Source organism: Variovorax paradoxus (assembly GCF_029919115.1).
GTDB lineage: Bacteria > Pseudomonadota > Gammaproteobacteria > Burkholderiales > Burkholderiaceae_C > Variovorax > Variovorax paradoxus_O.
In genome coordinates this window covers 1806423-1831631 of the sequence record NZ_CP123990.1, presented here as the reverse complement: position 1 = coordinate 1831631, position 25209 = coordinate 1806423, and the positions used below count along the sequence as shown (strand labels likewise).

General features: G+C 65.6%; 26 protein-coding genes. 2 read left to right on the top strand and 24 right to left on the bottom strand.

Annotated features, from left to right (window positions below):
• Window positions 1-15: 15 nt before the first annotated feature.
• The 3 genes from QHG62_RS08990 to QHG62_RS08980 form a co-directional block, all read right to left on the bottom strand.
• A complete protein-coding gene (locus tag QHG62_RS08990) occupies window positions 16-219 on the bottom strand; it encodes a hypothetical protein (RefSeq protein ID WP_047785064.1) in 204 nt (67 codons plus the stop codon).
• A gap of 69 nt (window positions 220-288) precedes the next feature.
• Window positions 289-1206 carry a hypothetical protein gene (locus QHG62_RS08985; RefSeq protein ID WP_281150543.1) on the bottom strand — a complete coding sequence of 306 codons (918 nt, stop codon included), beginning with the start codon at window positions 1204-1206 and terminating at the stop codon, window positions 289-291.
• An 87-nt stretch (window positions 1207-1293) separates the two neighbouring features.
• Complete coding sequence (locus QHG62_RS08980) at window positions 1294-2487, bottom strand: PLP-dependent transferase (protein ID WP_281150542.1); 1194 nt, start codon at window positions 2485-2487, stop codon at window positions 1294-1296.
• A gap of 85 nt (window positions 2488-2572) precedes the next feature.
• Here QHG62_RS08980 and QHG62_RS08975 point away from each other — a divergent pair, with 85 nt between their 5' ends.
• Complete coding sequence (locus QHG62_RS08975) at window positions 2573-3025, top strand: VOC family protein (protein WP_281150541.1); 453 nt, start codon at window positions 2573-2575, stop codon at window positions 3023-3025.
• A gap of 21 nt (window positions 3026-3046) precedes the next feature.
• Here QHG62_RS08975 and QHG62_RS08970 read toward each other — a convergent pair whose 3' ends face one another.
• From QHG62_RS08970 to QHG62_RS08870, 21 genes are all read right to left on the bottom strand, one after another.
• Entirely contained in the window at window positions 3047-3580 is a 534-nt protein-coding gene (locus QHG62_RS08970) for a hemerythrin domain-containing protein (protein WP_281150540.1), read from the bottom strand.
• A gap of 178 nt (window positions 3581-3758) precedes the next feature.
• Window positions 3759-4283 (bottom strand): phosphoribosyltransferase, encoded by a 525-nt coding sequence (locus tag QHG62_RS08965; protein WP_281150539.1) that lies wholly within the window; start codon window positions 4281-4283, stop codon window positions 3759-3761.
• A gap of 18 nt (window positions 4284-4301) precedes the next feature.
• On the bottom strand, window positions 4302-5633 hold the full coding sequence (locus QHG62_RS08960; RefSeq protein WP_281150538.1) for an adenylosuccinate synthase: 1332 nt from the start codon (window positions 5631-5633) through the stop codon (window positions 4302-4304).
• A gap of 23 nt (window positions 5634-5656) precedes the next feature.
• The gene (locus QHG62_RS08955; RefSeq protein WP_281150537.1) at window positions 5657-6817 is read right to left on the bottom strand and encodes an ATP phosphoribosyltransferase regulatory subunit; all 1161 of its coding nucleotides are present in this window, start codon (window positions 6815-6817) and stop codon (window positions 5657-5659) included.
• 44 nt (window positions 6818-6861) lie between these two features.
• Window positions 6862-7050: a DUF2065 domain-containing protein gene (locus QHG62_RS08950; protein ID WP_126747290.1), complete on the bottom strand. Its 189-nt coding sequence runs from the start codon at window positions 7048-7050 to the stop codon at window positions 6862-6864.
• A 22-nt stretch (window positions 7051-7072) separates the two neighbouring features.
• Window positions 7073-7975 carry a protease modulator HflC gene (gene hflC, locus QHG62_RS08945; protein ID WP_281150536.1) on the bottom strand — a complete coding sequence of 301 codons (903 nt, stop codon included), beginning with the start codon at window positions 7973-7975 and terminating at the stop codon, window positions 7073-7075.
• 16 nt (window positions 7976-7991) lie between these two features.
• On the bottom strand, window positions 7992-9356 hold the full coding sequence (gene hflK, locus QHG62_RS08940) for an FtsH protease activity modulator HflK (protein WP_348638691.1): 1365 nt from the start codon (window positions 9354-9356) through the stop codon (window positions 7992-7994).
• 74 nt (window positions 9357-9430) lie between these two features.
• A complete protein-coding gene (hflX, locus tag QHG62_RS08935) occupies window positions 9431-10600 on the bottom strand; it encodes a GTPase HflX (protein WP_281150534.1) in 1170 nt (389 codons plus the stop codon).
• Window positions 10601-10654: 54 nt separating this feature from the next.
• On the bottom strand, window positions 10655-10900 hold the full coding sequence (gene hfq / locus QHG62_RS08930; RefSeq protein ID WP_012747311.1) for an RNA chaperone Hfq: 246 nt from the start codon (window positions 10898-10900) through the stop codon (window positions 10655-10657).
• A gap of 164 nt (window positions 10901-11064) precedes the next feature.
• Window positions 11065-12408, bottom strand: a complete 1344-nt coding sequence (gene der, locus QHG62_RS08925) for a ribosome biogenesis GTPase Der (RefSeq protein ID WP_281150533.1) — start codon at window positions 12406-12408, stop codon at window positions 11065-11067.
• 48 nt (window positions 12409-12456) lie between these two features.
• Window positions 12457-13599 carry an outer membrane protein assembly factor BamB gene (gene bamB / locus QHG62_RS08920; protein ID WP_281150532.1) on the bottom strand — a complete coding sequence of 381 codons (1143 nt, stop codon included), beginning with the start codon at window positions 13597-13599 and terminating at the stop codon, window positions 12457-12459.
• 7 nt (window positions 13600-13606) lie between these two features.
• Complete coding sequence (locus tag QHG62_RS08915) at window positions 13607-14299, bottom strand: YfgM family protein (protein WP_281150531.1); 693 nt, start codon at window positions 14297-14299, stop codon at window positions 13607-13609.
• A 5-nt stretch (window positions 14300-14304) separates the two neighbouring features.
• Entirely contained in the window at window positions 14305-15615 is a 1311-nt protein-coding gene (gene hisS / locus QHG62_RS08910; protein ID WP_281150530.1) for a histidine--tRNA ligase, read from the bottom strand.
• A 15-nt stretch (window positions 15616-15630) separates the two neighbouring features.
• Window positions 15631-16908, bottom strand: a complete 1278-nt coding sequence (ispG, locus tag QHG62_RS08905) for a flavodoxin-dependent (E)-4-hydroxy-3-methylbut-2-enyl-diphosphate synthase (RefSeq protein WP_281150529.1) — start codon at window positions 16906-16908, stop codon at window positions 15631-15633.
• Window positions 16905-17882: a helix-turn-helix domain-containing protein gene (locus tag QHG62_RS08900; RefSeq protein WP_281150528.1), complete on the bottom strand. Its 978-nt coding sequence runs from the start codon at window positions 17880-17882 to the stop codon at window positions 16905-16907. The genes ispG and QHG62_RS08900 overlap by 4 nt, the downstream gene beginning before the upstream one ends.
• The gene (pilW, locus tag QHG62_RS08895) at window positions 17875-18732 is read right to left on the bottom strand and encodes a type IV pilus biogenesis/stability protein PilW (RefSeq protein WP_281150527.1); all 858 of its coding nucleotides are present in this window, start codon (window positions 18730-18732) and stop codon (window positions 17875-17877) included. Before pilW ends, QHG62_RS08900 begins: the two co-directional genes overlap by 8 nt.
• A 4-nt stretch (window positions 18733-18736) precedes the next feature.
• Entirely contained in the window at window positions 18737-19888 is a 1152-nt protein-coding gene (gene rlmN / locus QHG62_RS08890; protein WP_281150526.1) for a 23S rRNA (adenine(2503)-C(2))-methyltransferase RlmN, read from the bottom strand.
• A gap of 21 nt (window positions 19889-19909) precedes the next feature.
• Complete coding sequence (gene ndk / locus QHG62_RS08885; RefSeq protein WP_281150525.1) at window positions 19910-20335, bottom strand: nucleoside-diphosphate kinase; 426 nt, start codon at window positions 20333-20335, stop codon at window positions 19910-19912.
• Between the two features lie 151 nt (window positions 20336-20486).
• Entirely contained in the window at window positions 20487-22256 is a 1770-nt protein-coding gene (locus QHG62_RS08880) for a pseudouridine synthase (protein WP_281150524.1), read from the bottom strand.
• Window positions 22253-23182, bottom strand: a complete 930-nt coding sequence (gene scpB / locus QHG62_RS08875; protein WP_281151550.1) for an SMC-Scp complex subunit ScpB — start codon at window positions 23180-23182, stop codon at window positions 22253-22255. The genes QHG62_RS08880 and scpB overlap by 4 nt, the downstream gene beginning before the upstream one ends.
• A 129-nt stretch (window positions 23183-23311) precedes the next feature.
• The gene (locus QHG62_RS08870) at window positions 23312-24295 is read right to left on the bottom strand and encodes an RluA family pseudouridine synthase (RefSeq protein ID WP_281151548.1); all 984 of its coding nucleotides are present in this window, start codon (window positions 24293-24295) and stop codon (window positions 23312-23314) included.
• A gap of 56 nt (window positions 24296-24351) precedes the next feature.
• On the opposite strand from QHG62_RS08870, the gene QHG62_RS08865 reads away from it, so the two are divergent.
• Window positions 24352-25161 carry an outer membrane protein assembly factor BamD gene (locus QHG62_RS08865; RefSeq protein WP_281150523.1) on the top strand — a complete coding sequence of 270 codons (810 nt, stop codon included), beginning with the start codon at window positions 24352-24354 and terminating at the stop codon, window positions 25159-25161.
• Window positions 25162-25209 lie beyond the last annotated feature (48 nt).

Sequence of the window (25209 nt, the reverse complement as noted above, 5' to 3'; positions counted from 1 at the left end):
GCGTCGATTGGTGAATCAACCGTTCTTGGTTGGCAGGTCGGGCACCGTCGGCGGATCGCGTTCGAGCGATGCCACGTCGGTTTCCGGGTCGCCCGGAGCGAGTCCTTCGCTGCTTGGAGAGAGCTTGCGATTGGCCTTCTCGCGGAGCTTCTCTTCCTTTTTCTTCTTCTTGGCCAGCTCCTTCTGGCGCTTCTCGTAGCCGTAATTTGGTGTTGCCACTGCTTCTCCTTGAGGCGAGACAGTCACGGTGACTGTGCGTAGCCTACTGTAAGCGATAACGGTGCAGTCTCAAGGCAGCGGGCCGGGAGGTGTTTCGAACTCGAACACACCTTGCAAACCTGGATAGCGCTGGTGCATGAACCAGCCCATGGAGGCGGCACCTGCGACCATTGCCAGAACCAGTGCTGCCACCATCCAGCCGACGTGTTCGCCGAGCGGCCAGAAGAAGAATACGGCCGCCGCCGGCAGCAGCGCGGCAAGGGAAGAAAGCCACATCCAGCGCCTGGGCGCCAGCATGGGCTCCCAGGTCTGCGGGTCGATGCCGGCATCGATGAATACCTCGGCAGCAAAGCGCAGCCGGGGCCTCGGCTGGGTGGCAAGCCGCAGCAGCAAGGCGCGCAGGAGCGCGGCCCGGTTGCGAAAGCGCAGCACGCGCGTGGCGTCCGTGGTCAGCGCCAAAGGCAACCTGACTTCGGCGGTTTCGCCGCCGCCCACGGCCCGATGGAAGACCAGCCGCTTGACGATTGCATCGCTCGACGTGAATTCCGTTTTCACATCATGCACGCCTGTGCGCACGTGGCACACCTCATGCCAGGCCAGCACTTGCGGCAAGGCGATGTCGCCCCAGCGCATGCCATCGGCGTCGATTCGGATCGAGCCTTGGCCCAAGTGCGAAAACTGCCGCAGCAGATACCAGAGACCGCCGCCCAGGCCCGCGACCAGCGCGAGCGCGGCCAGCGCGACGATCCCTTCGTTGCCATGCAGGTTCGACCAGTCGTCCTGCAGCAGCACAGCGGCACCCAAGGAGAGCGCAATCAGCGCAAAGAACGCCACCAGGCTGCCGAGCAGGAGCCGGGTGGCCCTGACGTCAGGCACACCCTCCACTGCGCCGCCGCCCTGCCCCATGGCCTCCAGCACGTGCACCGGGACTCTCAGTACGCGCGGCACGACGGTGCTGGCTGTTTGCGCAGGCGCGATGCCGCGCACGGCTTGCGCTGCGGCGGACTGGGTTTTGTGATCGCGATCGCGAGTGCGAGTGCGATGCCGCTTGGTTGCCATGCAGGATTGCGCGCCCTACATCTGCAGCAGCGCCTGCTGCAGGTCGGCCCGCAGGTCTTCCACGTCTTCAAGGCCGATCGAGAAGCGCACGAGCGTGCCCTTGTGCGGCCATGGTGCCACGCTGGCGTCGCGCATCAGGCCGATGTCGTAGGGCACCACCAGGCTGACCGGGCCACCCCATGAATAGCCGAGCCGGAAAAGGTTCAGGCTGTCGCAGAAGCGGTCGACCTGCTCGGTGCTGTAGCGCTCGTCGAAGACGATGGAGAAGAGGCCCGCGGCCAGGTCGGTTTTGCCGCACAGCGCACGCCAGTTTGCATGGCCGGGCGATTCTTCGAGTGCCGGGTGGAGCACCTGGGCTATCTCTTCGCGGCCGCTCAGCCATTGCGCCAGTTCGCGCGCCGCTCGGTCGTGCGCGGCGTAGCGCAGCCCGATGCTGGGCAGCGATCGCAGCAGGGTCTCCACGTCGCCCACGCCTACGCCGAACCCCATGCGCATGTGGGTGAGCTTGAGCGCGCGGTGCAGCCGCTCGTCACCGGTGATGACGCTGCCCATCAGCACGTCGCCGCCGCCGCTCGGGTACTTGGTGAGCGCATGTACCGAGATGTCCACGCCCTGCCCGCTGCCGTTGAAATCGAAGGGAGCAAAGGCCAGGCCCGCGCCCCAGGTGTTGTCCAGTGCCGTGACTACCCCGCGAGCGCGGCAGATGTTCACCAGGGCCGGCAGGTCCGGAAACTCCATCGTGACCGAGCCCGCGGCCTCGACCCACACGAGCCGTGTGCGATCCGAGAGCTTGGCTTGCAGATCGGCCGGGTTCATGGCGTCGTACATGCGATGCGTGATGCCGAAGTTGGCCAGTTCGCCCGTCGCCAACGCCTTGTTGGGGCCATAGGCGTTGTCGGGAATCAGCACCTCGTCGCCGCTCTTCAGGAAAGCGAAGGCAACCAGCGAGATGGCGGCGAGCCCGCTCGGCACCAGCAGGCATTCGGCGCCGCCCTCGAGCGTGGCCAGGCGCTCTTCGAGCGTGAAGGTGGTCGGCGTGCCGTGCAGGCCGTAGGTGTAGCCGGCCTTGGTTTTCCAGTCGCGTGCGCGCATGGCGGCCACGTCGGCAAAAAACACGGTCGATGCCTTGTAGATCCCCGGCTGCGGCGCAGCAAAGTTGGCAGGCGGCTTGTAGGGGTGGTGAATCAGGGTCGTGGAAGGCTTGCTCATGGCCCCGATGCTAGCGCGCCGTTCCGCCGCACAATGCGCAGAGGGGCAACAGCCGGTTTTTCACCTCCCACGAAAGGCAGCTTCCATGGCCATTCACGAGCTTTTTCCATACCTCTGCGTCGACAACGCCGGTGCCGCCATCGACTTCTATTGCAAGGTCTTCGAAGTGAAGGAGATCTTCCGGCTTACCGAACCGAGCGGACGGATCGGGCATGCGGAACTCGACTTCCACAACGGCGCCGTCCTGATGATTTCAGACGAGTTCGCCGAATACAACATTCCCAGCGCCAGGACGCTCGGCGGCACCGCGGTAACGCTGCATCTGCACGTGGACGATGCCGACGCCGTGGTGGCGCGCGCCGTTGCAGCCGGCGCCACGCTGGACATGGCGCCGCAGGACCAGTTCTACGGGGAGCGATCGGGCGTGTTCCGCGACCCCTTCGGGCACCGCTGGAACGTGGGCCACAGCATCGAAAAGCTCACGCCAGAAGAGATGCAGCGCCGCTATACCGCTATGTTCGAATCCAACGGGACATAGCGCCCACGGGCTATTTGCGGCTTACCCGCGTACCGGTGAGCGCCGATGTTCGCGCCTCCTGGCTGCGCCGACCTCCTTCGAGATGGACGAAACCACGGTCGCCCATTCTTCAGCGGACAGAAGCAGCGCCGTTTGCGAGTGCAGGAGGGTGTCTTCCTTGTCCAGGTGCGTGGACATGAACTGCCGGTGCTGCCGCAACAGCGCGCCGGCCTGCCCCGCCGCGTCCGGGTCGCCTGATCGGGCGCGCTCGAGCAGCAGCCGCGCCTGCGAGATGAGGCCATTGCAGCACTCGCTCTCCGCATCGAGTTGTTCGAGGAGCTCGTCGGCTTCGTGCGACCTCCCGCGAAGCATGCTCAGCATGACGACGCCTTTGGGGCGGTGCGTGTTTTCTTCGAAAGCCTGCAGCCGCTCGATGATTTCGATGGCCGACGTTGCGCGTTGCCGGACGCCCGCCTCGCCTCCTGCCTTCATTGCCTCGCGCAGGCAATCCAGCAACTCCCGGGTGCGAACGTGCTCGGCGCGCAAGATGGCCCACGCGCATTCGGCTGCCAACATGGCTGACTCCTTTGGAGCCTCTGACTGCCCCAAACTGCCTGTGAACTTCAAGCTTTAACGCTATCGTTCTACATCGTTGCGTCAGCGACTGCAAGCCATGGCGGTGCATACGCGCAATGCGCCTACATGCGCGTGCGCCCCGGGAGCTGATGAGTCGCTGCCCGAGGCCGGAATCAGCTCAGACCGACCACTTCTCGAGCAGCTTTTCGGGTCCGAGGGAGTCGTAGCCTTCGAACGGCTGGTGAATCCACGGATTGGTTGCGAGGTACTCGACCGAGTAATCGGGCGTGAACGTCGACAGCGCCTTGGTCCAGAGCACGGCGCTGCGCAGCTCGGTGATCGGCGCGTAGTTGTTGCGCAGCATGTCCATCACCGCGTGCAGCGTGTGGCCGGAGTCGGCCAGGTCGTCCACCAGCAGAACCTTGCCGGCGATCTCGCCCTTGGGCGTGGTGATGTAGCGGGCGATGTCGAGGTGGCCCTGCACCGTGCCTGCATCGGCACGGTAGGAGCTGGTCGACATGATGGCGAGCGGCTTGTCGAAGATGCGCGAGAGCACGTCGCCCGGGCGCATGCCGCCGCGCGCGAGGCAAAGAATGGTGTCGAACTGCCAGCCCGACTGGTGCACCTTGATCGCGAGCTTCTCGATCAGGTTGTGGTACTCGTCGTAGCTGACGTAGAGATGCTTGCCGTCTTCGGTCAACATGGTCTGGTTCGTTCCTGTTCAGTCGGCGAGGTAGGGGTGGCGCATCATGATCGTGTGATCGCGATCTGGGCTGGTCGACACCATGTGGATAGGCACGCCCGTGATCTGCTCGATGCGCTGCAGGTAGAGCCGCGCGTTGACGGGCAGCTTGTCGTACTGCGTGACGCCGACGGTGCTTTCACTCCAGCCTTCGAGGGTTTCGTAGATGGGCGTGCAGCGTTCGATCTCGTCCGCGCCCATCGGCAGGATGTCGGTGGTTTCGCCGTCGAGCTCGTAGCCGGTGCACAGCTCGAGCTTTTCGAGGCCGTCCAGCACGTCGAGCTTGGTGATGCACAGGCCAGACAGCCCGTTGACCTGCGCCGAGCGCTTGAGCAGCGCGGCGTCGAACCAGCCGCAGCGGCGGCTGCGGCCCGTGGTCACGCCCTTTTCGGCGCCCACGGTGCTCATGTGATAGCCAGGGGTGCCTGGCGTCGCCCAGTCGAGTTCCGTCGGGAACGGACCGCCGCCCACGCGCGTGCAGTAAGCCTTGGTAATGCCCAGGATGTAGTGCAGCATGCCCGGGCCCACGCCCGAACCCGCGGCGGCATTGCCTGCCACGCAGTTGCTCGAAGTGACGTACGGGTAGGTGCCGTGGTCGACGTCGAGCAGCGTGCCTTGCGCGCCTTCGAACAGCAGGTTGGCGCCGGCCTTGTGCGCGTCGTTCAGTTCGCGCGAAACGTCGGCCATCATCGGCTTGAGCAGTGCTGCATGGCGCATGGCCTCGTCGAACACCACGTCGAAGTCGATGGCGGGCGCGCCGAGCACCTGGGTCAGCACGTGGTTGTGCAGATCGAGCAGCACGCGCAGCTTGGTGGCAAAGCGCTCGGGGTGCTTCAGGTCTTGCACGCGCAGCGCACGGCGGGCAATCTTGTCTTCGTAGGCCGGACCGATGCCGCGGCCGGTGGTGCCGATCTTCTCGACGCCGCCCTTTTCGCGGTAGGTTTCGCGCGCGATGTCGAGCGCGGCGTGGAACGGCAGGATCAGCGGGCAAGCCTCGCTGATGCGCAGGCGCGAACGCACTTCGACGCCGGCTTTTTCCAGTCCTTCGATTTCCTCGAAGAGCTTGGCCGCCGACAGCACCACGCCGTTGCCGATGTAGCACTTGACGCCCGGGCGCATGATGCCGCTCGGGATCAGGTGCAACGCGGTTTTCACACCGTTGATGACCAGCGTGTGGCCCGCGTTGTGGCCGCCCTGGAAGCGGACCACGCCCTGGGCGCTTTCCGTCAGCCAATCGACCAGCTTGCCCTTGCCTTCGTCGCCCCACTGGGTACCGACGACGACCACGTTTCTTCCGGTGGTTACGCTCATGCTCGTTCCATTACTTCAAAAATTCAGATGGCTCGGACTTGCCACTGCCCTGCTTGCTCGACGAGCTCGCGGTCGCAATGGAATTCATCGATTTCGCTGCCGTGGCCGGGCAGCACGCAGACCACGGTTTCGCCGGCCTTGCGCAGCCCGGCAATGGCCTGGCGCAGGCCGGCCGCGTCGCTCCAGGGCGCGCGGATGGCGGCACGCAGCGGCCGGGCCGGCAGCACGCCGACCAGTTCGCGCACGTCGAGGCTGAAGCCGACCGCCGGGCGGTTGCGGCCGAATACGGCACCGACTTCGTCGTAGCGGCCACCGCGCACCAGTGCATCGGCGGCGCCGGGCACGTAAATGCCGAACCGCATGCCGCTGTAGTACGCATAGCCGCGCAGGTCGGCCAGGTCGAAGCTGATCTGCCGCGTCGAGTCGCCCTGCAGGCTGGCGGCAAGCTGCTTCAGCCCGGCCAGCGCCGTGCTGACGGCGGGCGTGCCCTTGAGGGCCTTGGCGGCCTCGTCGAGCACCGACTCGTCGCCATACAGCTGAACCAAGGCGCGCAGCCCGTCGCGTGACGAAGCCGGGAAGTCGCGCGTGAGGGCATGCAGCTCGCTCGCGTCCTTGGCGACGAGTGCCGCGTGCACGCGGGCCAGCACAGAAGCATCGACCGGCACGCCGGCAAACAGCGCCCGAATGATGCGCGCGTCCGCCAGGTCGACGATCAGGCCCTGGCCGATGCCCGCGGCCTGGAGGCAGTCGAGCGCCAGCAGCAGGATTTCAGTGTCGGCTTCGAGCCCGGCGTGGCCATAGATTTCAGCGCCGAACTGCAGCGGCTCGCGCGTGGCATGGGGCCGGTCAGGGCGGGTGTGGAGCACCGGCCCGCAGTAGCACAGGCGCGCCACGCCCTCGCGGTTCAGCAGATGGGCGTCGATGCGCGCCACCTGGGGGGTGGTGTCGGCGCGCAGGCCCATGCTGCGGCCCGAGAGCTGGTCGACGAGCTTGAAGGTTTGAAGGTCGAGCGCCTCGCCGGTGCCCGACAGCAACGACTCGAGGTGCTCGAGCAGCGGCGGCATTACCAGCTCGTAGCCATAGCCACGGGCGGTATCGAGCAGCTGGCGTCGAAGTTCTTCGATGTGGCGCGCCTCGGAAGGCAGCACATCGGCAATGTGATCCGGGAGGACCCAGGCGGACATGGGGATCGGGGGCGTGGTTAAACCGGGATTCTACCGGGACCGAGCTACCCCAAAACCCAAAGGAGGAGCAAACCCAGCAAGATGCTGCAAAGTCCGAAGAAACGAAGCTGGCCGTCGCGCAGCTGCATGAGCTGGCCGAAGCCGCGCCGCCAGCCGCCCGGCGATACGAAAGGCAGGATGCCCTCGATCACCAGGACGAGCGCCAGCGCGCTCCAGAATATCTCGGCGCTCACGACGACGAAGCCAGCCGCGGGATCAGCGGCGCGGCGCGTTGCCTGCTGGCGTGCCGGCGCTCTGCATGGCGCGGAAGAAGTCGGACGACGGATCGAGCACCATCACGTCGCTCTTCTTGTTGAAGCTCTGCTTGTAGGCCTCGAGGCTGCGATAGAACTGCGCAAACTGCGCGTCGCGGCCAAAGGCCTCGCTGTAGGCAGCGGCGGCCTGGGCATCGCCCTCGCCCTTGATCTTCTGCGCGTCGCGGTATGCGTTGGCCACGATCACTTCGCGCTGGCGGTCGGCGTCGGCGCGGATCTTTTCGCCTTCGGCATAGCCGGTCGAGCGCAGCTCGTTGGCAACGCGCTTGCGCTCCGCTTCCATGCGGCGGTAGACCGATTCGGTGATCGCTTCCACATAGTCGACACGCGTGATGCGCACGTCGATCACGTCCACGCCCCAAGGCTTGGCGCCCTTCACCACGGCCAGCACTTCGCGCTGCACGTCGGCCATGAGGGCTTCGCGGCGCACGGAGATCAGGTCGCGCACGGTGCGCTTGTTGATGTTTTCCTGGAAGGCGTTGCGAACCACGCGGTTGAGCTGCGTGGCGCCCGCGCTCTCGTCGAGGCCGACGTTGCGGATGTAGGCCTGCGGATCGGTGATGCGCCAGCGCACATACCAGTCGATCACCACGCGCTGCTTCTCGGCCGTGAGCATGGGCTCGGTGTCGAGGCTGGACAGCGTGAGCAGGCGCTTGTCGATGTACGAGACGTTCTGCAGCGGCGGCGGCAGCTTGAAATGCAGGCCCGGCTCCGTAATGACCTGCTTGATCTGCCCCAGGGCATACACCACGCCGAACTGGCGCTGGTCGACCACGAAGAGGGTCGAGCTCAGCAGCACCAGCAGCACGAGGATCGACGAGGCGATGAATCCGATTCTGTTCATGTTCTTCTTAGCCTTTTCAACGCACGTCGCGGTCGCGCGAACGGCCGTCGCGGGCGCGGTTGTCGCCGGCGGCGGGGGCCACGGGAATCACCGAGGACTGGGCGGGCGCCGTGCCGGCCACGCTGGGGCTGGCTGCATCGACGGGCGTTGCCTGGTTGTTGCCGCTCGCCTGCATGAGCTTGTCGAGCGGCAGGTACAGCAGGTTGGAGCCTTGCTTGGTGTCGACCAGCACCTTGGTGGTGCTGGCGTAGATCTGCTGCATGGCGTCGGTGTACATGCGGTCGCGGGTGACCTGCGGCGCCTTCTGGTACTCGGCCAGCACGGCGGCGAAGCGGCCCGCATCGCCCTGCGCCTGCGCAACGATGCGCGCCTTGTAGGCCTCGGACTCTTCCTTCAGGCGCGATGCGGTACCCGTTGCCCGCGGCACCACGTCATTGGCGTAGGCCTGCGCTTCGTTCTTGGCGCGCTCGCGCTCCTGCCCGGCCTTGAGCACGTCGTCGAACGCGGCTTGCACCTGTTCGGGCGGGCGCACGCCGCCCTGCTGCAAGTTGATGTTGACGACTTCGACGCCGACCTTGTAGCGGTCGAGGATGGTCTGCATCAGCGTACGCACGCGAGGCGCAATCTGGTCGCGCTCTTCGGCAAGTGCCGCATCCATCTTCATCTTGCCCACCACCTCGCGCACGGCGGTTTCGGCCACCTGCACCACGGTTTCGGTGGGCGACTTGCTTTCGTACAGGTAGGCGCGCGCATCGCTCAGGCGGTATTGCACGGCAAACTTGATCTCGACGATGTTCTCGTCTTCGGTCAGCATGGCCGATTCGCGCAGGCCGGTTGTGCGCACGATGGCGTCCCGGCCCACGTCGGTGGAACGGATCTGCGTGACCACGACCACTTCATGGCGCTGGATGGGATACGGCAGGCGCCAGTTGAAACCTGCGCCCACGGTTGCCTTGTAGCGGCCGAACTGGGTCACCACGGCCTGCTGGCCTTCGTTCACGATGAAGAAACCGGTACCCAGCCAGATGAGAACAGCCACGATGGCCACGAGCCCAAGCCCGAAGCCGGCGTTTTTCATGTCGGGCCTGTAGCCGTTGCCGCCGCCATCGTTGCCGCTGGGGCGGTTGCCGCCACCCTTGCCGCCGAAGAAGCCGCCGAGCTTGCGATTGAGATCGCGCCAGAGTTCGTCGAGATCCGGCGGCCCCTGGTTGGGACCCTGCCCGCGAGGGCGGTTGCCGTTGTTCTGGTTGTTGTTGCCCGAGGGCGGGGGCGTCGGGGCGCCCGGTGGGTCTGCGTCGGGAGGTCGGTTGCCGGTCGGGCGGTCGCCGTTGGATGCGGGCTCATCGCCACGACCCCACCGGCCATCGTTCAGGTTGAACATGCCCAGAAACCCTCTCCACGCTGGCTTTGCATTCATTCGCTTCGTTCTCTTGTCAGTGGCGGGATTGTGCCCAATCAATTGGCGGTATCGTGCAATTCAGTGTCGGCCTCTGGGGTCATCGTATCGCCCACGGAACCCGACCGGCGGGCCAGTTCGGCTCGCAGCAGGGGCACGCCCTCGCCGCTTCGCGCGCTCAGGAAGATACGCGGAACCTGCACGCCGTCGATTTCCATCTCGTCTTGCAGATGCAGCGGATGCTGTGCAGTTTCAAGGGCATCGAGCTTGTTGAACACCAGAAGCTGCGGAACAGTGTCTGCGCCGATGTCGCGCAGAACCGATTGCACTTCGGCCATCTGCTCGGGGAAATGCGGGTTGGAAGCATCCACCACGTGCAGGAGCAAGTCGGCATCGACGGCCTCTTGCAGGGTGGCCTTGAACGCGTCGACCAGGCCGTGCGGCAGGTCGCGGATGAAGCCGACGGTGTCTGAAATGGAGACCTGCCGGCGGGCGTCGCCAAGGTACAGGTTGCGCGTGGTGGTGTCGAGCGTTGCAAAAAGCTGGTCGGCCGCATAGGCGCGGGCCTTCACCAGCGCGTTGAAGAGCGAAGACTTGCCCGCGTTGGTGTAGCCGACGAGCGAGATGTTGAAGGTTTCCCGGCGCTCGCGCTGGCGGCGCTGTGTTCCGCGCTGCTTCTGCACCTTGGCCAGCCGATCGCGCGTGCGCTTGATCGATTCGCTGATCATCCGGCGGTCGAGTTCGATCTGCTTTTCGCCCGGGCCGCCCCGCACACCTGCGCCGCCGGTCTGGCGCTCTAGGTGGGACCAACGGCGGACCAGGCGCGTGCTGAGGTACTGCAGCCGCGCCAGCTCTACCTGCAGCTTGCCTTCATGGGAGCGGGCGCGCTGCGCGAAGATTTCGAGGATGAGGAAAGTGCGGTCGTACACCGCCACGTCGAGCTGGCGCTCGAGATTGCGCTGCTGCGCAGGGCTCAGCGATTGGTCGAAGATGACCTCGCTGGCCTGGTGCATCGCAGCCAGTTCCTTGATTTCATCGGCTTTGCCGCTTCCGACGAAAAGCGCCGCGTCGGGCGCCTTGCGTTTGCAGATGAGCCGGGCGACAGGCGCGAGGCCTGCGGTCTGCGCAAGCAGGCCGAGTTCCTCGAGTTCGCTGTCGAAATGGGGCAGCCCGAAATCGACGCCGACGAGAACGGCGGCGCCTTCCTGGCGGGAGTTCAGTTCAGACAAGCGGGATCAAATATGGAAAAAGCGCGGCGGTGGTTACCGCCGCGCTCCGCGCGATCAGGCTGCGGCGTCGTCGTTCTCGGCAGCCGAGAAGTTGACGGCACGACCCGGCACGATAGTGGAAATGGCGTGCTTGTAGACCATTTGTGTCACCGTGTTGCGAAGCAACACGACGTACTGGTCGAAAGACTCGATCTGGCCCTGCAGCTTGATACCGTTCACCAGATAAATGGAAACCGGCACATGCTCGCGACGCAGGGTGTTCAGAAACGGGTCTTGTAGAAGTTGCCCTTTATTGCTCACGATATTCTCCGTGTTCAAGAGTAGTTGTTGGAGAGATGACCTTAACACAGGGTTTCTGCGCCGCAGCAGGCGGGGTCAAAAGCCTTTGAAAAATAACGTCTCTCAAAAGGCGGAACTTCCGCCGCAGCCTCGGCTCATTGGCTGCCATCGGTAGCCAAGCCTGCTCAGTCGTCCTTGTCGGCAAAAGGATTCTGCGAGCTCTTGAACTGGATGCGCAAGGGCGTACCCACCAGGTCGAATTCCTTGCGGAAGCGGCCTTCGAGAAAGCGCTTGTACGCCTCGGTGACGTGCTCCAGCGAATTGCCGTGGATGATGATCACCGGCGGATTCATGCCGCCCTGGTGCGCATAGCGAAGCTTGGGGCGGAACATGCCCGCGCGCTTGGGCGACTGGAACTGCACCGCCTCCAGCAGCAATCGGGTCAGCACAGGCGTCGACATCTTGCGGGTGGCCGATTTGTGGGCCTGCGCAATGGCTTGCCACACCGGGCCGAGGCCCTGGCGCTTGATGGCCGAGATGAAATGCAGCGATGCGAACTTGAGGAACGGCAGGCGGGTTTCGATCTGGCGCTGGATCTGCTCGCGCTGATAGCTGTCGACCGCGTCCCACTTGTTGATGGCAATCACCACCGCCCGCCCGCTTTCGAGGATGTAGCCGGCAATGTGCGCGTCCTGGTCGGTCACGCCCTGCGTGGCATCGAGCAGCAGCAGCACGACGTTCGCCGACTCGATGGCCTGCAGCGTCTTCACCACCGAGAACTTCTCGATCGCCTCGAACACCTTGCCCTTGCGGCGCAGGCCGGCCGTGTCGATCAGTTCGAATCGCTGGCCGTTGCGCTCGAACGGCACCGAGATGGCGTCGCGGGTGGTACCCGGCATGTCGAACGCCACCAGCCGCTCTTCGCCGAGCCAGGTATTGATGAGCGTGGATTTGCCCACGTTCGGCCGTCCGGCCACCGCCAGCTTGATCGGCTTGTTGACGTCGTCTTCGTCGGTTTCGTCGTTCGGATCCGGAAGATTCAGCGGCGCGAGTGCCAGTTCGACCAGGTCGCGCATGCCCTGCCCGTGCGCCGCGGAAACGCCGTGCACGTCGCCAAAGCCCAGCTCATAAAAGTCGACGAGCTTGGTGCCGTCATGCATACCTTCGGCCTTGTTGGCGGCCAGCACGCATGGCTTGCCCAGCCTGCGCAGCTCGTTGGCAATGTCGTGGTCTTGCGCTGAAAGGCCTTCGCGCGCGTCGACCACGAAGATCACCACGTCGGCCTCGGCCACGGCCTGCCGCGTCTGCTTGGCCATTTCCTTGTAGATGCCGCTGCCGGCATCGGGCTCGAAGCCGCCGGTGTCGATCACGATGAACTCGTGCTTGCCCAGGCGGCCGTTGCCGTAGTGGCGGTCGCGCGTGAGCCCTGCAAAGTCGGCAACGATGGCGTCGCGCGTCTGCGTGAGGCGGTTGAAAAGGGTCGACTTGCCGACGTTGGGACGCCCGACCAGGGCCACGACCGGCTTCATGGCCGGCCTTTCATTGGCGCGGTTTTCATGGGCGGGCCTTCGAGAAAGTTATTCAGGGCGATAGCCAAACACACCGCCGTTGGCCGTCACGACCACAACCGTATTGCCGGCCATGACCGGGGTAACGCCGATGGCAGAGCCGTCGGGCGTGACGCGATTGAGCAGCGCGCCGTCTTCACGCGATACAAAGTGCAGCGTCCCGGTGTTTTCGCCGATGACCAGCGAACGCCCGACGGCCAACGGGCCGGTGAGAACGCGGTTCTTGAAGCGGGTCGACTGCCACGCGCGCTCGCCGTCGGCGCGGCGCCAGGCTGTGACGCTGCCGTCCGATTCGGTGCCGTACACAAAGCTTTCGTCACCGCTCACGCCTTCGGCGCCGGATGCCGGCTTGGTCCAGAGCAACTGGCCGCGAACGGTGTCGACGCAGCCAACGTTGGCGTAGTAGGCCCGGGCGCAGACGGTGTCGCCGACGCGGCTTACGCTGCCAGTCAGGTCGACCAGGCGCTCCACGTCGTTGGTGCCGCGCGGTGCGGCAATTGGAGCCTCCCAGCGCGAGGTGCCGTTGCCGGGATTCATGCCGACCAGGCGCCCGCCAATGCCAGAAACCAGGGTGTCGCCCACCGCAATCAGCACGCCCGACTTCCTCAGCACGAGGTTTTCGGCGGTGCGCTGCTGCAGCCAAAGGCGACGGCCGCTTTGGCCGTCCCAGGCGCTGATGCTGCGGTCGGCGGTTTGCACGAAAACACGCCGGCCGGCCACCAGCGGTGCGGTAAAGGCCTGGGCGGAAAGGCGCTGCTTCCAGAGCACCTTGCCGCCCTCGATGGCCACCAGCTCGTTGTCGGCGGTGACAACCGCAGCCAGCGAACCGTCGCTGCCGACGCCGGCCGCCAGCTTGGCGCCCACGTTGCCGCGCCAGGTCTCGCGGCCGGCACGGGCATCGATGGCGACCACGGTGCCGTCGGCACCCGCCACGGTCACGATGTCGCCGCTGACATCGGCTGCGAGCGGAAAGCTCACCGCCGGGATGCGCACGCTCCAGGCTTGGCGCACGCCGAACAGGGCGGGGTTGGCGGGCAGTTCGGCCGGCTTGGGCTTGCTGGTGCCAGAGCAGGCGGCCAGCATGGCGACCAGGACAATGGCCGAACCCGCGCGCAGGACAGACGACTCAGGCATGAAACGCTTGGAATTCATATGGCGATCAGGATTTTTGGGGGGCTGCCGGCGTGACCGTGATCACAGGTGCCAGGCTTTTCGGATCGACGCCGGAGGCATTGAGCTTGAATTCGACCAGGCGCCGGTAGTCGGACGTCGGGCCAAGACCGGTCCAGGCCTTGCGGTATTCGGCCTGCGCCTCGTTGCGCTTGCCTTGGGCCATGTAGATGTCGCCCTTGCGATCGGCTACGAGCGGCTCGAACTCCTTGGGCACGTCGCCCGAGAGTTGCTTGAGCGCATCGTCGTACGACTTGCTGTCGAGCAGTTCGGCCGCCAGCCGGAGCTTGGCCACCGCCTTGTAGCCCGGATCGACGGCACTTTCGGCAACCCAGCCGAGGGCCGCGCGCGAACCATCCACATTGCCCTTCTCGTACAGCGCCTTGGCCGCGAGAAGGCCGGCTTGCTGCGCGTAGGCGGTCTTGGCAAAACGCTCTTTCATGTCGCCCAGCACGCGCTGGATGCGTTCGACGTCGCCGGACTGCGCACTGCGTTCGACCTCGTCGTAGAGCGCGGCGGCTTGCGCCGCCTTGCTGCGCTGGAAATACTGCCAGCCGTTCCAGGCCACGAAAGCCCCGGCCACGAGCAATACCACCCAGGTGATCAGGGTGCCGTAGGTGTTCCAGAAATGCTTGAGCTGGTCGAGCTGTTCCTGTTCGTCGAGATCGAGATGGGTTGCCATGCGTATCAGGTGTTGGGAGCCGGCGATTGTAGGGTGGCGGCCCAGGTGGCCACCTCGGCAAGACTGCGGGCGCTCTGCGCACCGCTTCCGTCGCGCAACGACTTGAGAGTCACTTCGCCGCGCGCAAGTTCATCGGCGCCGAAAATCAGCGCGTAGGTGGCGCCGCTGGCGTCGGCTTTCTTGAACTGAGACTTGAAGCTTCCCATGCCGTCGACCGTGGCCGCATGCATCTGCACGCGCACGCCGGCATCTCGCAACTGCTGCAGCGTGCGCAGCACCACCGGCATGGCCGCGGCATCAGGCACCACGGCATAGACATCAGGCACGGGCGCCTCAATGGCCGCGCCCTGCTCTTTCATCAGGTCGAGCACGCGCTCGACGCCCATGGCCCAGCCCACCGCCGGGGCCGGTTTGCCGCCGATCTGCGCGATCAGGTCGTCATAGCGGCCACCGGCGCACACCGTGCCCTGCGAACCGAGGCGATCGGTCACGAACTCGAACACGCTCAGGTTGTAGTAATCAAGGCCGCGCACCAGCCGCGGATTGATCGTGTATGCCACGCCATTCGCATCGAGGATGGCCTTGAGACCGTTGAAGTGGGCTAGCGATTCAGCACCCAGGAAGTCGATCAGCTTCGGCGCCGATTCGACCACTTCCTTCATCGCCGGATTCTTGGTGTCAAGAATGCGAAGCGGATTGCTGTGCAGGCGGCGCTTGCCGTCCTCGTCGAGCTTGTCGGCATGTTTCTCGAAATGGGCAATGAGCTCGGCCCGATGAAGCGCGCGCTCGGCGGGCTGGCCCAGGCTGTTGAGCTCCAGGCGAACGTCGGTCAGGCCGATGGCCTTCCACAGCGCGTTGGCCAGCAGGATCAATTCGGCATCGACGTCCGGACCGGCAAAGCCGAGCGCCTCGGCACCGATCTGGTGAAACTGGCGGAAGCGGCCGCGCTGCGGCTTCTCGCGCCGGAACATCGGCCCCGTGTACCAGAGACGCTTGCCACCGTCGTACAGCATGTTGTGCTCGATGACCGCGCGCACCAGGCCGGCCGTGTTCTCGGGCCGCAATGTCAGGTGGTCGTTGTCCCCGTACTTGTCGGAGCGGTCCTGGAAGGAGTACATCTCCTTTTCGACAATGTCGGTGACCTCTCCGATCCCGCGCACGAACAGCGCCGTGTGCTCCAGGATCGGAGTGCGCACGTTGCGGTATGCAAAGCGCCCCATCAGGTCGCGCACGGTGGCCTCCAGCCACTCCCAGCGCGCCGATTCGGGCGGCAATATGTCGTTCATGCCTTTGACGGCATTCAGTTTTTCAGCCATGAGTCTGCGGAGGTATCAGGCCAGGGCAGCGTGTTTGCCGCCAAAGCGCTTTTCGATGTAGTTTTCGACGAGCTGATGGAACTCGTTGGCGATATTGTCGCCGCGCAGCGTCAGGGCCTTTTCGCCGTCGATGAAGACGGGTGCGGCGGGTGCTTCGCCGGTGCCGGGCAGGCTGATGCCGATGTCGGCATGCTTGCTTTCGCCGGGGCCGTTGACGATGCAGCCCATGACGGCCACCTTCATGGTTTCGACGCCTGGATATTTCTTGCGCCACACCGGCATCTGCATGCGCAGGTAGTCGTCGATCTGCTTGGCGAGTTCCTGGAAGGTGGTGCTCGTGGTGCGGCCGCAGCCCGGGCAGGCCGTCACGCTCGGCACGAACACCCGCAATCCCAGCGCCTGCAGGATTTCGTTGGCGATCAGCACCTCTTGCGTGCGCGACTCGCCTGGCTGCGGCGTGAGCGACACGCGAATCGTGTCGCCGATGCCCTCTTGCAACAGGATCGAAAGCGCCGTCGCCGAAGCCACGGTGCCCTTGGTGCCCATGCCGGCTTCGGTAAGGCCAAGGTGCAGCGGGTATTCGCAGCGTCGGGCAAGTTCGCGGTAGACCGAGATCAGGTCTTGCACGCCGCTCACCTTGCACGAAAGGATGACCTGGTTGCCGGCCATGCCCATCGACTCGGCCAGCTTGGCGGATTCGATGGCCGAGGTGATCAGCGCCTCGTACATCACCTGCTTGGCGTCCCAGGGGTCGGCACGCTGGCTGTTGATGTCCATGAGGCTGGCGAGCAACTCCTGGTCGAGGCTGCCCCAGTTCACGCCGATGCGCACGGGCTTGTTCCACCGCATGGCCGCATCGATCATCTGGCCAAACTGGCGGTCGCGCTTGTCGCCCTTGCCCACGTTGCCGGGATTGATGCGGTACTTGCTCAGCGCCTCGGCGCACGCCGGATAGTCGGTCAACAGGCGATGCCCGTTGTAATGAAAGTCGCCGATCAGCGGCACATCGACGCCCATGCGGTCGAGCTGCTCGCGGATGTAGGGCACCTGGGCCGCCGCCTCCGGCGTGTTGACCGTGATGCGCACCATCTCCGAACCCGCGGTGGCGAGCTCCTTCACCTGGATGGCCGTGCCGATGGCGTCGACCGTGTCGGTGTTGGTCATGGACTGCACCCGCACGGGCGCGTCGCCGCCCACCGTGACGGTGCGCGCGCCCCAGACCACTTGCGCCTGGCGCGAGCGGCGCGCCTTTGGCGCCGCCGATTCAATGGGTTGAGGAGTGCAGTCGTTCAAGATGTCACCTCAAAACGCGCCACGCCGCCACCGCGCGTGACAGGCTTCAGATCGTAGGGCTTTCCGCGCACTTGCACATCGACCGCCGATGCGCGCCCAACCACCACCGACAGCGGTAGCGCGCCGGACAACCCGACAGTTTCGCCTGCTTGCACGATGCGGCGCAGCAACTGCTTGCCGCCGGCTTCGGTGACCGTGACCCAGCAGTCCTCGCGCGCGACCAGGACCAGCGGCTGGCCGCCCGCAGCGGCAGGCGCTGAAACAGTTGCCGCTGCGCTGGTGGCAGGCAAGGCTGCAGCGGGCTGCGCGCCCGATGCCGCAGGTGCGGCAGGCGTTCCGGTTGCTGCGGTTGCCGTAGTCGTCGCCGCAGGCGGCACGGGCGAAACCGGTGTGTTCTCGACGACGGATGCCCCGCCCGGAGCCGATGCGGCCGAGGGCGCCTCGGCCGCAGAGCCTGTCTCGGCCTCGCTTCGCGCGGTCCATCGCGACACGGCAGAGCCGATCTGGTCGAAGGCCGATTGCGGTAGCCAGAACAGCACACCTGCGCCGACCAGCAGCAGCGCGACGACGATCAGCAGCGCGCGCGACGGCAGCGCGTTGGAGCGGTTGCCGTTCCAGCGCGGCGTGCCGGAAACGATGTTGCTGTTGAGCGTGCGATCGGCCGCCGCCAGGGGTGCGCGCTGTGCACCCGGCAGCTTTGCAAGCACTGGGGCCGCATCGATCCGCAATGCGCGGCAGACGCTGCTTGCCAAGGCGCGCGCAAAGACCGGGTCGGGCAGCGAATCGATATCGTCCGCCTCGAGCGCCATGAGCTTCTGCGGCGGCACCTTCAGGGCCGCGGCCACCATTTCGATATGCAGGCCATGAGCCTCGCGCGCCTCGCGAAGCATGTCGCCGGCCGTCTTGTGCGTGATGTCGCCTTCCTCGAGCGGCAGCGCCGCGGAAGTGCCGAACTCCGAAACCCGTTCAGTCATTGAAATTCCCGCGCTCGTACGCTATTGCCTCCCGGGACTGCGGAAAGCGCCGTTGCAGTTGCCCTCCCAACTGCGCAACTGCCTCGCGGTTGTTGAGCCGTCGTTCGATCTTGATGCCGAGCCAAAGCGTCTCGGCACTGGCCGAGGGGCTGTTGTTGACGCGGCGAATGTAGAACTGCGCGCGCGACCATTCTTCGCGCTGCGCCAGCAGCGAGGCCAGGTTGAAGCCGACCACCGGGTTGCCGGCATCGATTTCGTAGGCCTGCAAGAGGCTGCGCTCCGCCTCCGGACGCTGCCCGGCCTTGAGCTGGCAGACGCCTTGCGTCATGAGCGTCTTGGAGCGGTCGGTGTAGCTGGGTACCGCGAGCGCAGCGGCAAACTGCTGGGCCGCATCGCCGTAACGGTTCTGCTGGCAGAGCAGCCAGCCGTAGTTGTGCCGCACGTTGGCGTCGCGCGGGTTGATGGCAATGGCGCGGCGGAAGCTGTCTTCGGCCATGCCGGCATCTTCCAGACGCATGTAGACAAGGCCTCGCAGGCTATAGGCATCCGCGTAGTTGGGATCGGCAACAAGTGCCTGCTTGATTTCGTCCAGCGCCACAGTGTTCTGGCCGTGCTCGAAGTAGCCTGCAGCAAGCTCCATGCGCAGACGGGCGCGGCGCTGGCGGCTGCTTTCGTCGGACTCGGTCACGATCTCGGCGCCCTTGCCCGAGGAGCTCGTGTCGGCCAGGCTGGTGGTGGTGGTCCGCGTGTTGACACAGCCCCCGAGCAATAACGCCACGGCCACACCGGCAAAGCTTGCGGCCAGCAGCCGCTGCGCGCTCGCGGTGGTCATCGGAAAGGCCATGCTCATTGAATCAGTGCTCCAGGGGGGTGGTCTTGCGAATCGGATGCAAAACAACGGGGCGTTCCGACACCACACGGCGCTGAGCCATGCGCTCGGCCGCCCGGGTGCGGTCCTTGACGTCGCCGGCCAGCTGTCCGCACGCCGCGTCGATGTCGTCGCCGCGCGTCTTGCGCACGGTGGTCACGAGGCCGGCCTCGCTCAGCGTCTTGGCAAATGCCAGCACACGCGGCTGCGGCGAGCGCAGGAGGCCCGAGGCCGGAAACGGATTGAACGGAATCAGGTTGAACTTGCACGAGACACCGTGGGTGCGAACAAGCTCCACCAGTTGCCGTGCATGCTCGGGCTGGTCGTTCACGCCATCGAGCATGCAGTATTCGAAAGTGATGAAGTCGCGCGGCGCGTGCACAAGGTAGCGCTTGCAGGCTTCGAGCAATTCGGCAATGGGGTACTTGCGATTGAGCGGCACCAGGTCGTCGCGCAACGCGTCGTTGGGCGCGTGCAGCGACACGGCCATGGCCACCGGACAATCGGCGCCAAGGCGATCGATCATCGGCACTACGCCCGAGGTCGATACGGTCACGCGCCGGCGCGACAGCCCGTAGGCGTTATCGTCGAGCATGGTGCGCAGCGCGGGGACCAATGCCGAGTAGTTCTGCAGCGGCTCGCCCATGCCCATCATCACCACGTTGGAAATGACACGCTCGTCGCGCTTCAGGTGCTTGCGCAGAAAGTGTTCGGCAAACCAGAGCTGGGCGACGATTTCGCCCGTGCTCAGGTTGCGGCTGAAGCCTTGGTGCCCCGTGGAGCAAAAGCGGCAACCCACCGCGCAGCCGGCTTGAGACGACACGCACAATGTGCCGCGGTCGTCTTCGGGAATGAATACGGCTTCGACGGCATTGCCGTCGCCGACGTCGAACAGCCACTTGATCGTGCCGTCCTTGGATTCGTGCTGCGTGAGAACCGGAAGGGCCTCGACGCGAGCGGTGGTGGCGAGCTTCTCGCGCAGCGACTTGGCCAGATCGGTCATTTGGGCGAAGTCGCTGGCGCCACGCTGGTGGATCCAGCGGAACAGCTGCGTGGCGCGGAATCGCTTCTCGCCGAGCTTTTCGCAGAACGCAGCCAGCCCCTCGAGATCGAATTCGAGCAAGTTGGCCGTGGTCATGAAATCAGCCGGGATACGGCTTCAGCGCGCGTAGACGTTGAGGCCGGCGAAGAAGAATGCCACTTCGTTCGCTGCGGTTTCGGGGGCGTCCGAACCGTGCACGGCGTTGGCGTCGATGCTGTCGGCGAAGTCGGCGCGGATGGTGCCGGCGGCGGCCTTCTTCGGGTCCGTGGCGCCCATCAGGTCGCGGTTCTTGGCAATGGCGTTCTCGCCTTCGAGCACTTGCACGAACACGGGGCCGGAGATCATGAACTCGACGAGATCCTTGAAGAAAGGACGCTCTTTGTGGACCGAGTAGAACTGCTCGGCTTCGTTGCGCGAGAGATGCACCAGCTTGGCGGCGACAACCTTGAGGCCGGCAGCTTCGAAGCGGGAAACGATCTTGCCGATGACGTTCTTTGCGACGGCGTCGGGCTTGATGATGGAGAGGGTACGTTCGATAGCCATTGAAGTGCTTCCTGAGCTTTGATTTTGAAGTGTTTTGTCACAACTGCAACGAATATGTTGCGTCGTTCATCGACAAAGCCTCTGATTTTAACCGGCGCAGCCCCCGGGGTTGGTGAAAACCCCGCGAAAGGCTGCGCTGGACAGCAGGCTTTCAGCGCCCGCGACGCCGGTTTCCGCCCGGGCCGCCCTGCCCGCCGAAGCCGCCGCCTGCAGAACCACCCCCTCCGCGGCGTCCCGGGCCTTGGCGCTGCTCTTTCCGCTGGCGCGAAAAGCTGTCGGCGCCGATATAGCCCAGCGAGGTCTTCATGGGATCGGGCTGGTTCGCGCCGCTTGGCGGACGCTCTTCGCCCTGGCGGTTGCCACGGTTGTTGTTGTTGCCACGCCGCCCTTGCGGCGGCATGGCCGCATTGCCTCCGCCGCCCCGGTTGCCGCGCCCTCCACGATCGCCACGCGGCGGACGGCCGTCGCCCAGCGGATTCGGAATGGGCGGCTCGCGGCCGTCGTCGCGTGGTTCGCGCATGTCGCGCGGCGGTTGGCCGCCACCGGCGTTGCGATTGCCGCGGCGCTTCTTGTTGCGTCCGTTCCGGCCGCCACCCGCGCCATCTTGCCCGCCCGGTCCGCGCTGCTGTTGCTGCGGACGCGGCGCACCGCCGCCGGAGGCCTGGAACAACGCGCTGATGTCGCGCTCGTCGAGTTCCATCCAGGCGCCGCGTTTCAGGCCGCGTGGAAGCACCATGGCACCGTAGCGGATACGGATCAGGCGGCTGACCGCGTGCCCGACCGATTCGAACAGGCGCCGCACTTCGCGGTTGCGGCCCTCGGAAATGGTGACGCGATACCAGCAGTTCGAGCCTTCGCCGCCGCCCTCTTCGATGGTGCCGAACTGGGCCATGCCATCGTCGAGACGCACGCCTTCGAGCAGCTTCTTCTTTTCGTCGGCGCTGAGTGCACCGAGCACGCGCACGGCGTACTCGCGCTCCAGGCCGAAGCGGGGGTGCATCAGCTGGTTGGCCAGATCGCCGGAGCTGCTGAACAGCAGCAGGCCTTCGGTGTTCAAGTCGAGCCGGCCGACCGATTGCCACTTGCCCTGCTGCAGCCGAGGCAGCTTGCGGAACACCGTCGGACGGTTCTGCGGGTCGTCGTGCGTGACGACCTCGCCCACGGGCTTGTGATACGCGATGACGCGCGGCGGAGGCGGCGCGATGCGGTAGCGGATCGGCTTGCCGTTGATCTTGACCTGGTCGCCGTACTGGATGCGCTGGCCGATGTGGGCCGGTTCGTTGTTGACCGAAATGCGCCCCTGGAGAATCAGCGCTTCCATTTCGAGCCGCGAGCCGAGGCCGGCCTGGGCCAGCACCTTGTGCAGCTTGGGCGAGTCGGCTTCAGGAAGCAGCACGCGCTTGAGCGGAGGGACTTCGGGGCTTTCCTCGTCGGCGTCGAACTGGCCTGAAATGACGTCTGCGAAACGGATCGGCTCGGGCGGCAGCGCATTGCGCTGCTCGCGCTCGGCGGCACGGCGCGCGCGGTCGAGGTCGTCTTCTTCCTCGTCGGGCTCTTCTTCCTCTTCTTCGTCGTCGTACTGGCTGCGAGCGCCCTCTTCCTCGCGGCGCTCCTGGCGTTCGGCATCTGCGGCAGGAGCGGGGGCCGCCGCAGGGGCGGCTTCAGCCGCGGGCTCGGTCACCGGCTCGGGATTTTCCGCAGGTGTGGCCGCCGCGGCATCGTCCCCAGCAGCTGGTTCTACGGTCTTCTTGCGGCGCGGAGCACGCTTTTTCTTGGGAGCTTCACCCTCGGCGGCAGCTGGAGCGGATGCGCCTGCGTCGGAATCCGAAGAAGGGCCGGACGCTTCCGTGATCGCCTCTTTTTTTTCGGATTCGGGCTGGACCGGCACGATTGCCGCGTCGTCGGTGTCGGAGGGGCTCATGAGGTTTTTCCGGGGGAAACAGCGTGGGGATCGGTCTCGTCGGGCGACGGGACTTCTTCGGATTCGAGCGCAACGGGAGGCTCGGCTTCGTGTGGGGGTGGAACGTCTGCCGGGTCTTCGGCAGAGGCCGCGTCTTCAGCGAACTGCGCTGCGGCGGCTTCAGTCGCCTCGACGGCTGCAGTCGCTTCGGCCGGCTCAACTGCTTCGGTGTTCGCCTCGACGGACTGCGACTCGTCTTGCACCGGGTTTTCCGTGGGCTCGGGGCTCCCGCCATCGGGCAGGGTCAATTCCGCTTCCAGCGCCGCGTCTGCTGAGGCGGAGGCATCGGCGTCGGATTCGCTCGCGATGTCCATCGGCAGCCCCGGCTGGTTGCCGGAGGCCTGGTCGAGCGCATCGACCAATGCCGCCTGCTGGGCCGGCGTCTCGATCAGCGGCAACTGGTCGAGGGATGCCAGGCCGAGATCATCGAGAAACTGCCGTGTGGTGGCGTAAAGCGCTGGCCGTCCGACGGTTTCGCGGTGTCCGATCACCTCGACCCAGCCACGATCCTCGAGCTGCTTCAAGATGAGGGAATTGATGGTGACGCCGCGAATGTCTTCCATGTCGCCGCGCGTGACCGGCTGGCGGTAGGCAATGATGGCCAGCGTCTCGAGAGCGGCCCGCGTGTAGCGCGGCGGCTTTTCAGGGTGCAGGCGATCGAGATGGTCGCGCATCTCCGGCCGGCTTTGAAAGCGCCAGCCGCTGGCGACGTTCACCAGCTCCAGGCCGCGTTGCGCCCAGTCTTCCTGCAGTTCAAGCAACAGCACCTTGATGGTGTCCACGCCCAGCTCGTCGTCGAACAGCACGCGCATGTCGCGCACTGGCAGCGGCTGGCTCGAACAGATCAAGGCGGTTTCTAGAATGCGCTTGGCATCCGCCGTATTCATGGTTCGCGTTATCCGGGAAAAGGCGTCTGTTGGACGCTGGCTCACAGGGATGGAAGGAGTAGGCGTTGCCGGCACGCGGCGAATGCAACGCAAGGCCGGCATCGAGTGGCCGGCGCGGCCCTCGGGCCGTCAGGCGCGATTGTAATCCAGCCCCCAGGTCTGCAGCGCATGGACAAGATCGGCCGGTGGAGGGGAGCGAAATTCCATCGGCGCCTGAGTGACGGGGTGCACGAACGCCAGCCTGAAGGCATGCAGCGCCTGCCGCTCCAGTCCGGCGGCGGGGGCGCCTCCATAAAGCGCATCGCCAACCAACGGATGCCCGATGGACGCCATGTGCACCCGGATCTGGTGGGTCCGCCCGGTTTCGAGCGTGCACCGCACCGCGCAGCCCTGCGCATTGCTGTCTAGGCGCTCGATGAGCGTGCGTGCGGTCTTTCCCGGATGCCGCTCCAGATCGACCACCGCCATGCGCAAACGGTTGCGCGGGTCGCGGCCGATGGGCGCGTCGACCTGGCGGGCGGCTGCGCCGGTCCAGGGCTTGTGGGCCACGGCAAGGTACTGCCGCTTTACTTCGCGCGCGGCAATCAGAGCCACCATCGCGTCCATGGCGGCGCGGGTCCGCGCCACCACCATCAGCCCGCTGGTGTCGCGGTCGAGCCGGTGCACGATGCCGGCGCGCGGCAGCAGCGAAGCCTTTGGGTCGAGCGCCAGGAGCCCGTTCAGGAGCGTGCCGCTCCAATGGCCCGGCGCCGGGTGCACCACCAGGCCCGCCGGCTTGTCGATGATTCGCAGGTGCTCGTCTTCGTGCACCGTCACGAGGTTCATGACCTCGGGCCGGAACGCCTGGCTTTGCGGCGTGGGGCGCAATTCGATGCGGCCGGCCTGCCCCGCGCGCACAGTGGCCGAAGCCTTCAGCACCGTGCGCCCCTCCAGCTCCACCGCCCCGGCTTCGATCAGCTGTTGCAGATAGTTGCGAGAAAATTCCGGCACCAGGACGGCCAATGCACGGTCCAGCCGCTGGCCGTGCTCGGCCGCCCCTATGGCGAAGGGCCGAAGCTCGCAGGATTCGACCGGGTCGGCGCTCTCGTCGGCCTCGGCTGTTTCAGGCACCAGGTCCAGGGGGGCGGTCGATATAATTGAGGGCAACTGTTTCACGAAAGCCGTATGTGATGTTTCGCGCCAAATTATCGGTCCCCTCCTGGATCGCGCTCAGCGCAGCAGCGCTGCTTGCAGCCGGCTGCTCCTCCACCCCCACCGCCGACAAGACGGCGAGCTGGAGCCCCAACCGTATTTACGCCGAAGCCAAGGACGAAGCCGGCTCCGGTGCCTACGACAAGGCCGTGCCCCTGTACGAGAAGCTCGAAGGCCGCGCCGCCGGCACGCCGCTCGCACAGCAGGCCCAGCTCGAGAAGGCCTACGCGCAATACAAGGCCGGCGAAAAGGCCGCCGCCGTTTCCACGCTCGACCGCTTCATGAAGCTGCACCCGGCGAGCCCGGCGCTCGACTACGCGCTGTACCTCAAGGGCGTGATCAACTTCAACGATGACCTCGGCATGTTCGCGTTCCTGACGCGGCAAGACCTTTCCGAACGCGATCAGAAGGCGGCCAAGGAATCCTTCGAATCGTTCAAGGAGCTCGTGACGCGCTTCCCCGCGTCGCGCTATGCCCCTGACGCGCGCCAGCGCATGAACTACATCGTGAACTCGCTCGCGCAGTACGAAGTGCACGTCGCACGCTACTACTACTCGCGCGGCGCGTACCTCGCGGCCATCAACCGGGCGCAGCTTGCGCTGTCCGACTACCGCGAAGTGCCCGCACTCGAAGAAGCGCTGTACATCATCGTTCGCTCCTACGACGCACTCGGCATGAAGGACCTGCGCGACGACGCCCAGCGCGTGCTGACCACCAACTATCCGCAAAGCGAGTACCTCGCCCGCGGCTTCAAGGGCAAGGACGACCCGTGGTGGAAGGTCTGGTAATTCGATAAAGAACAAAGCCCTTCGGGGCTTTTTTTTCGTCTGCCAAGA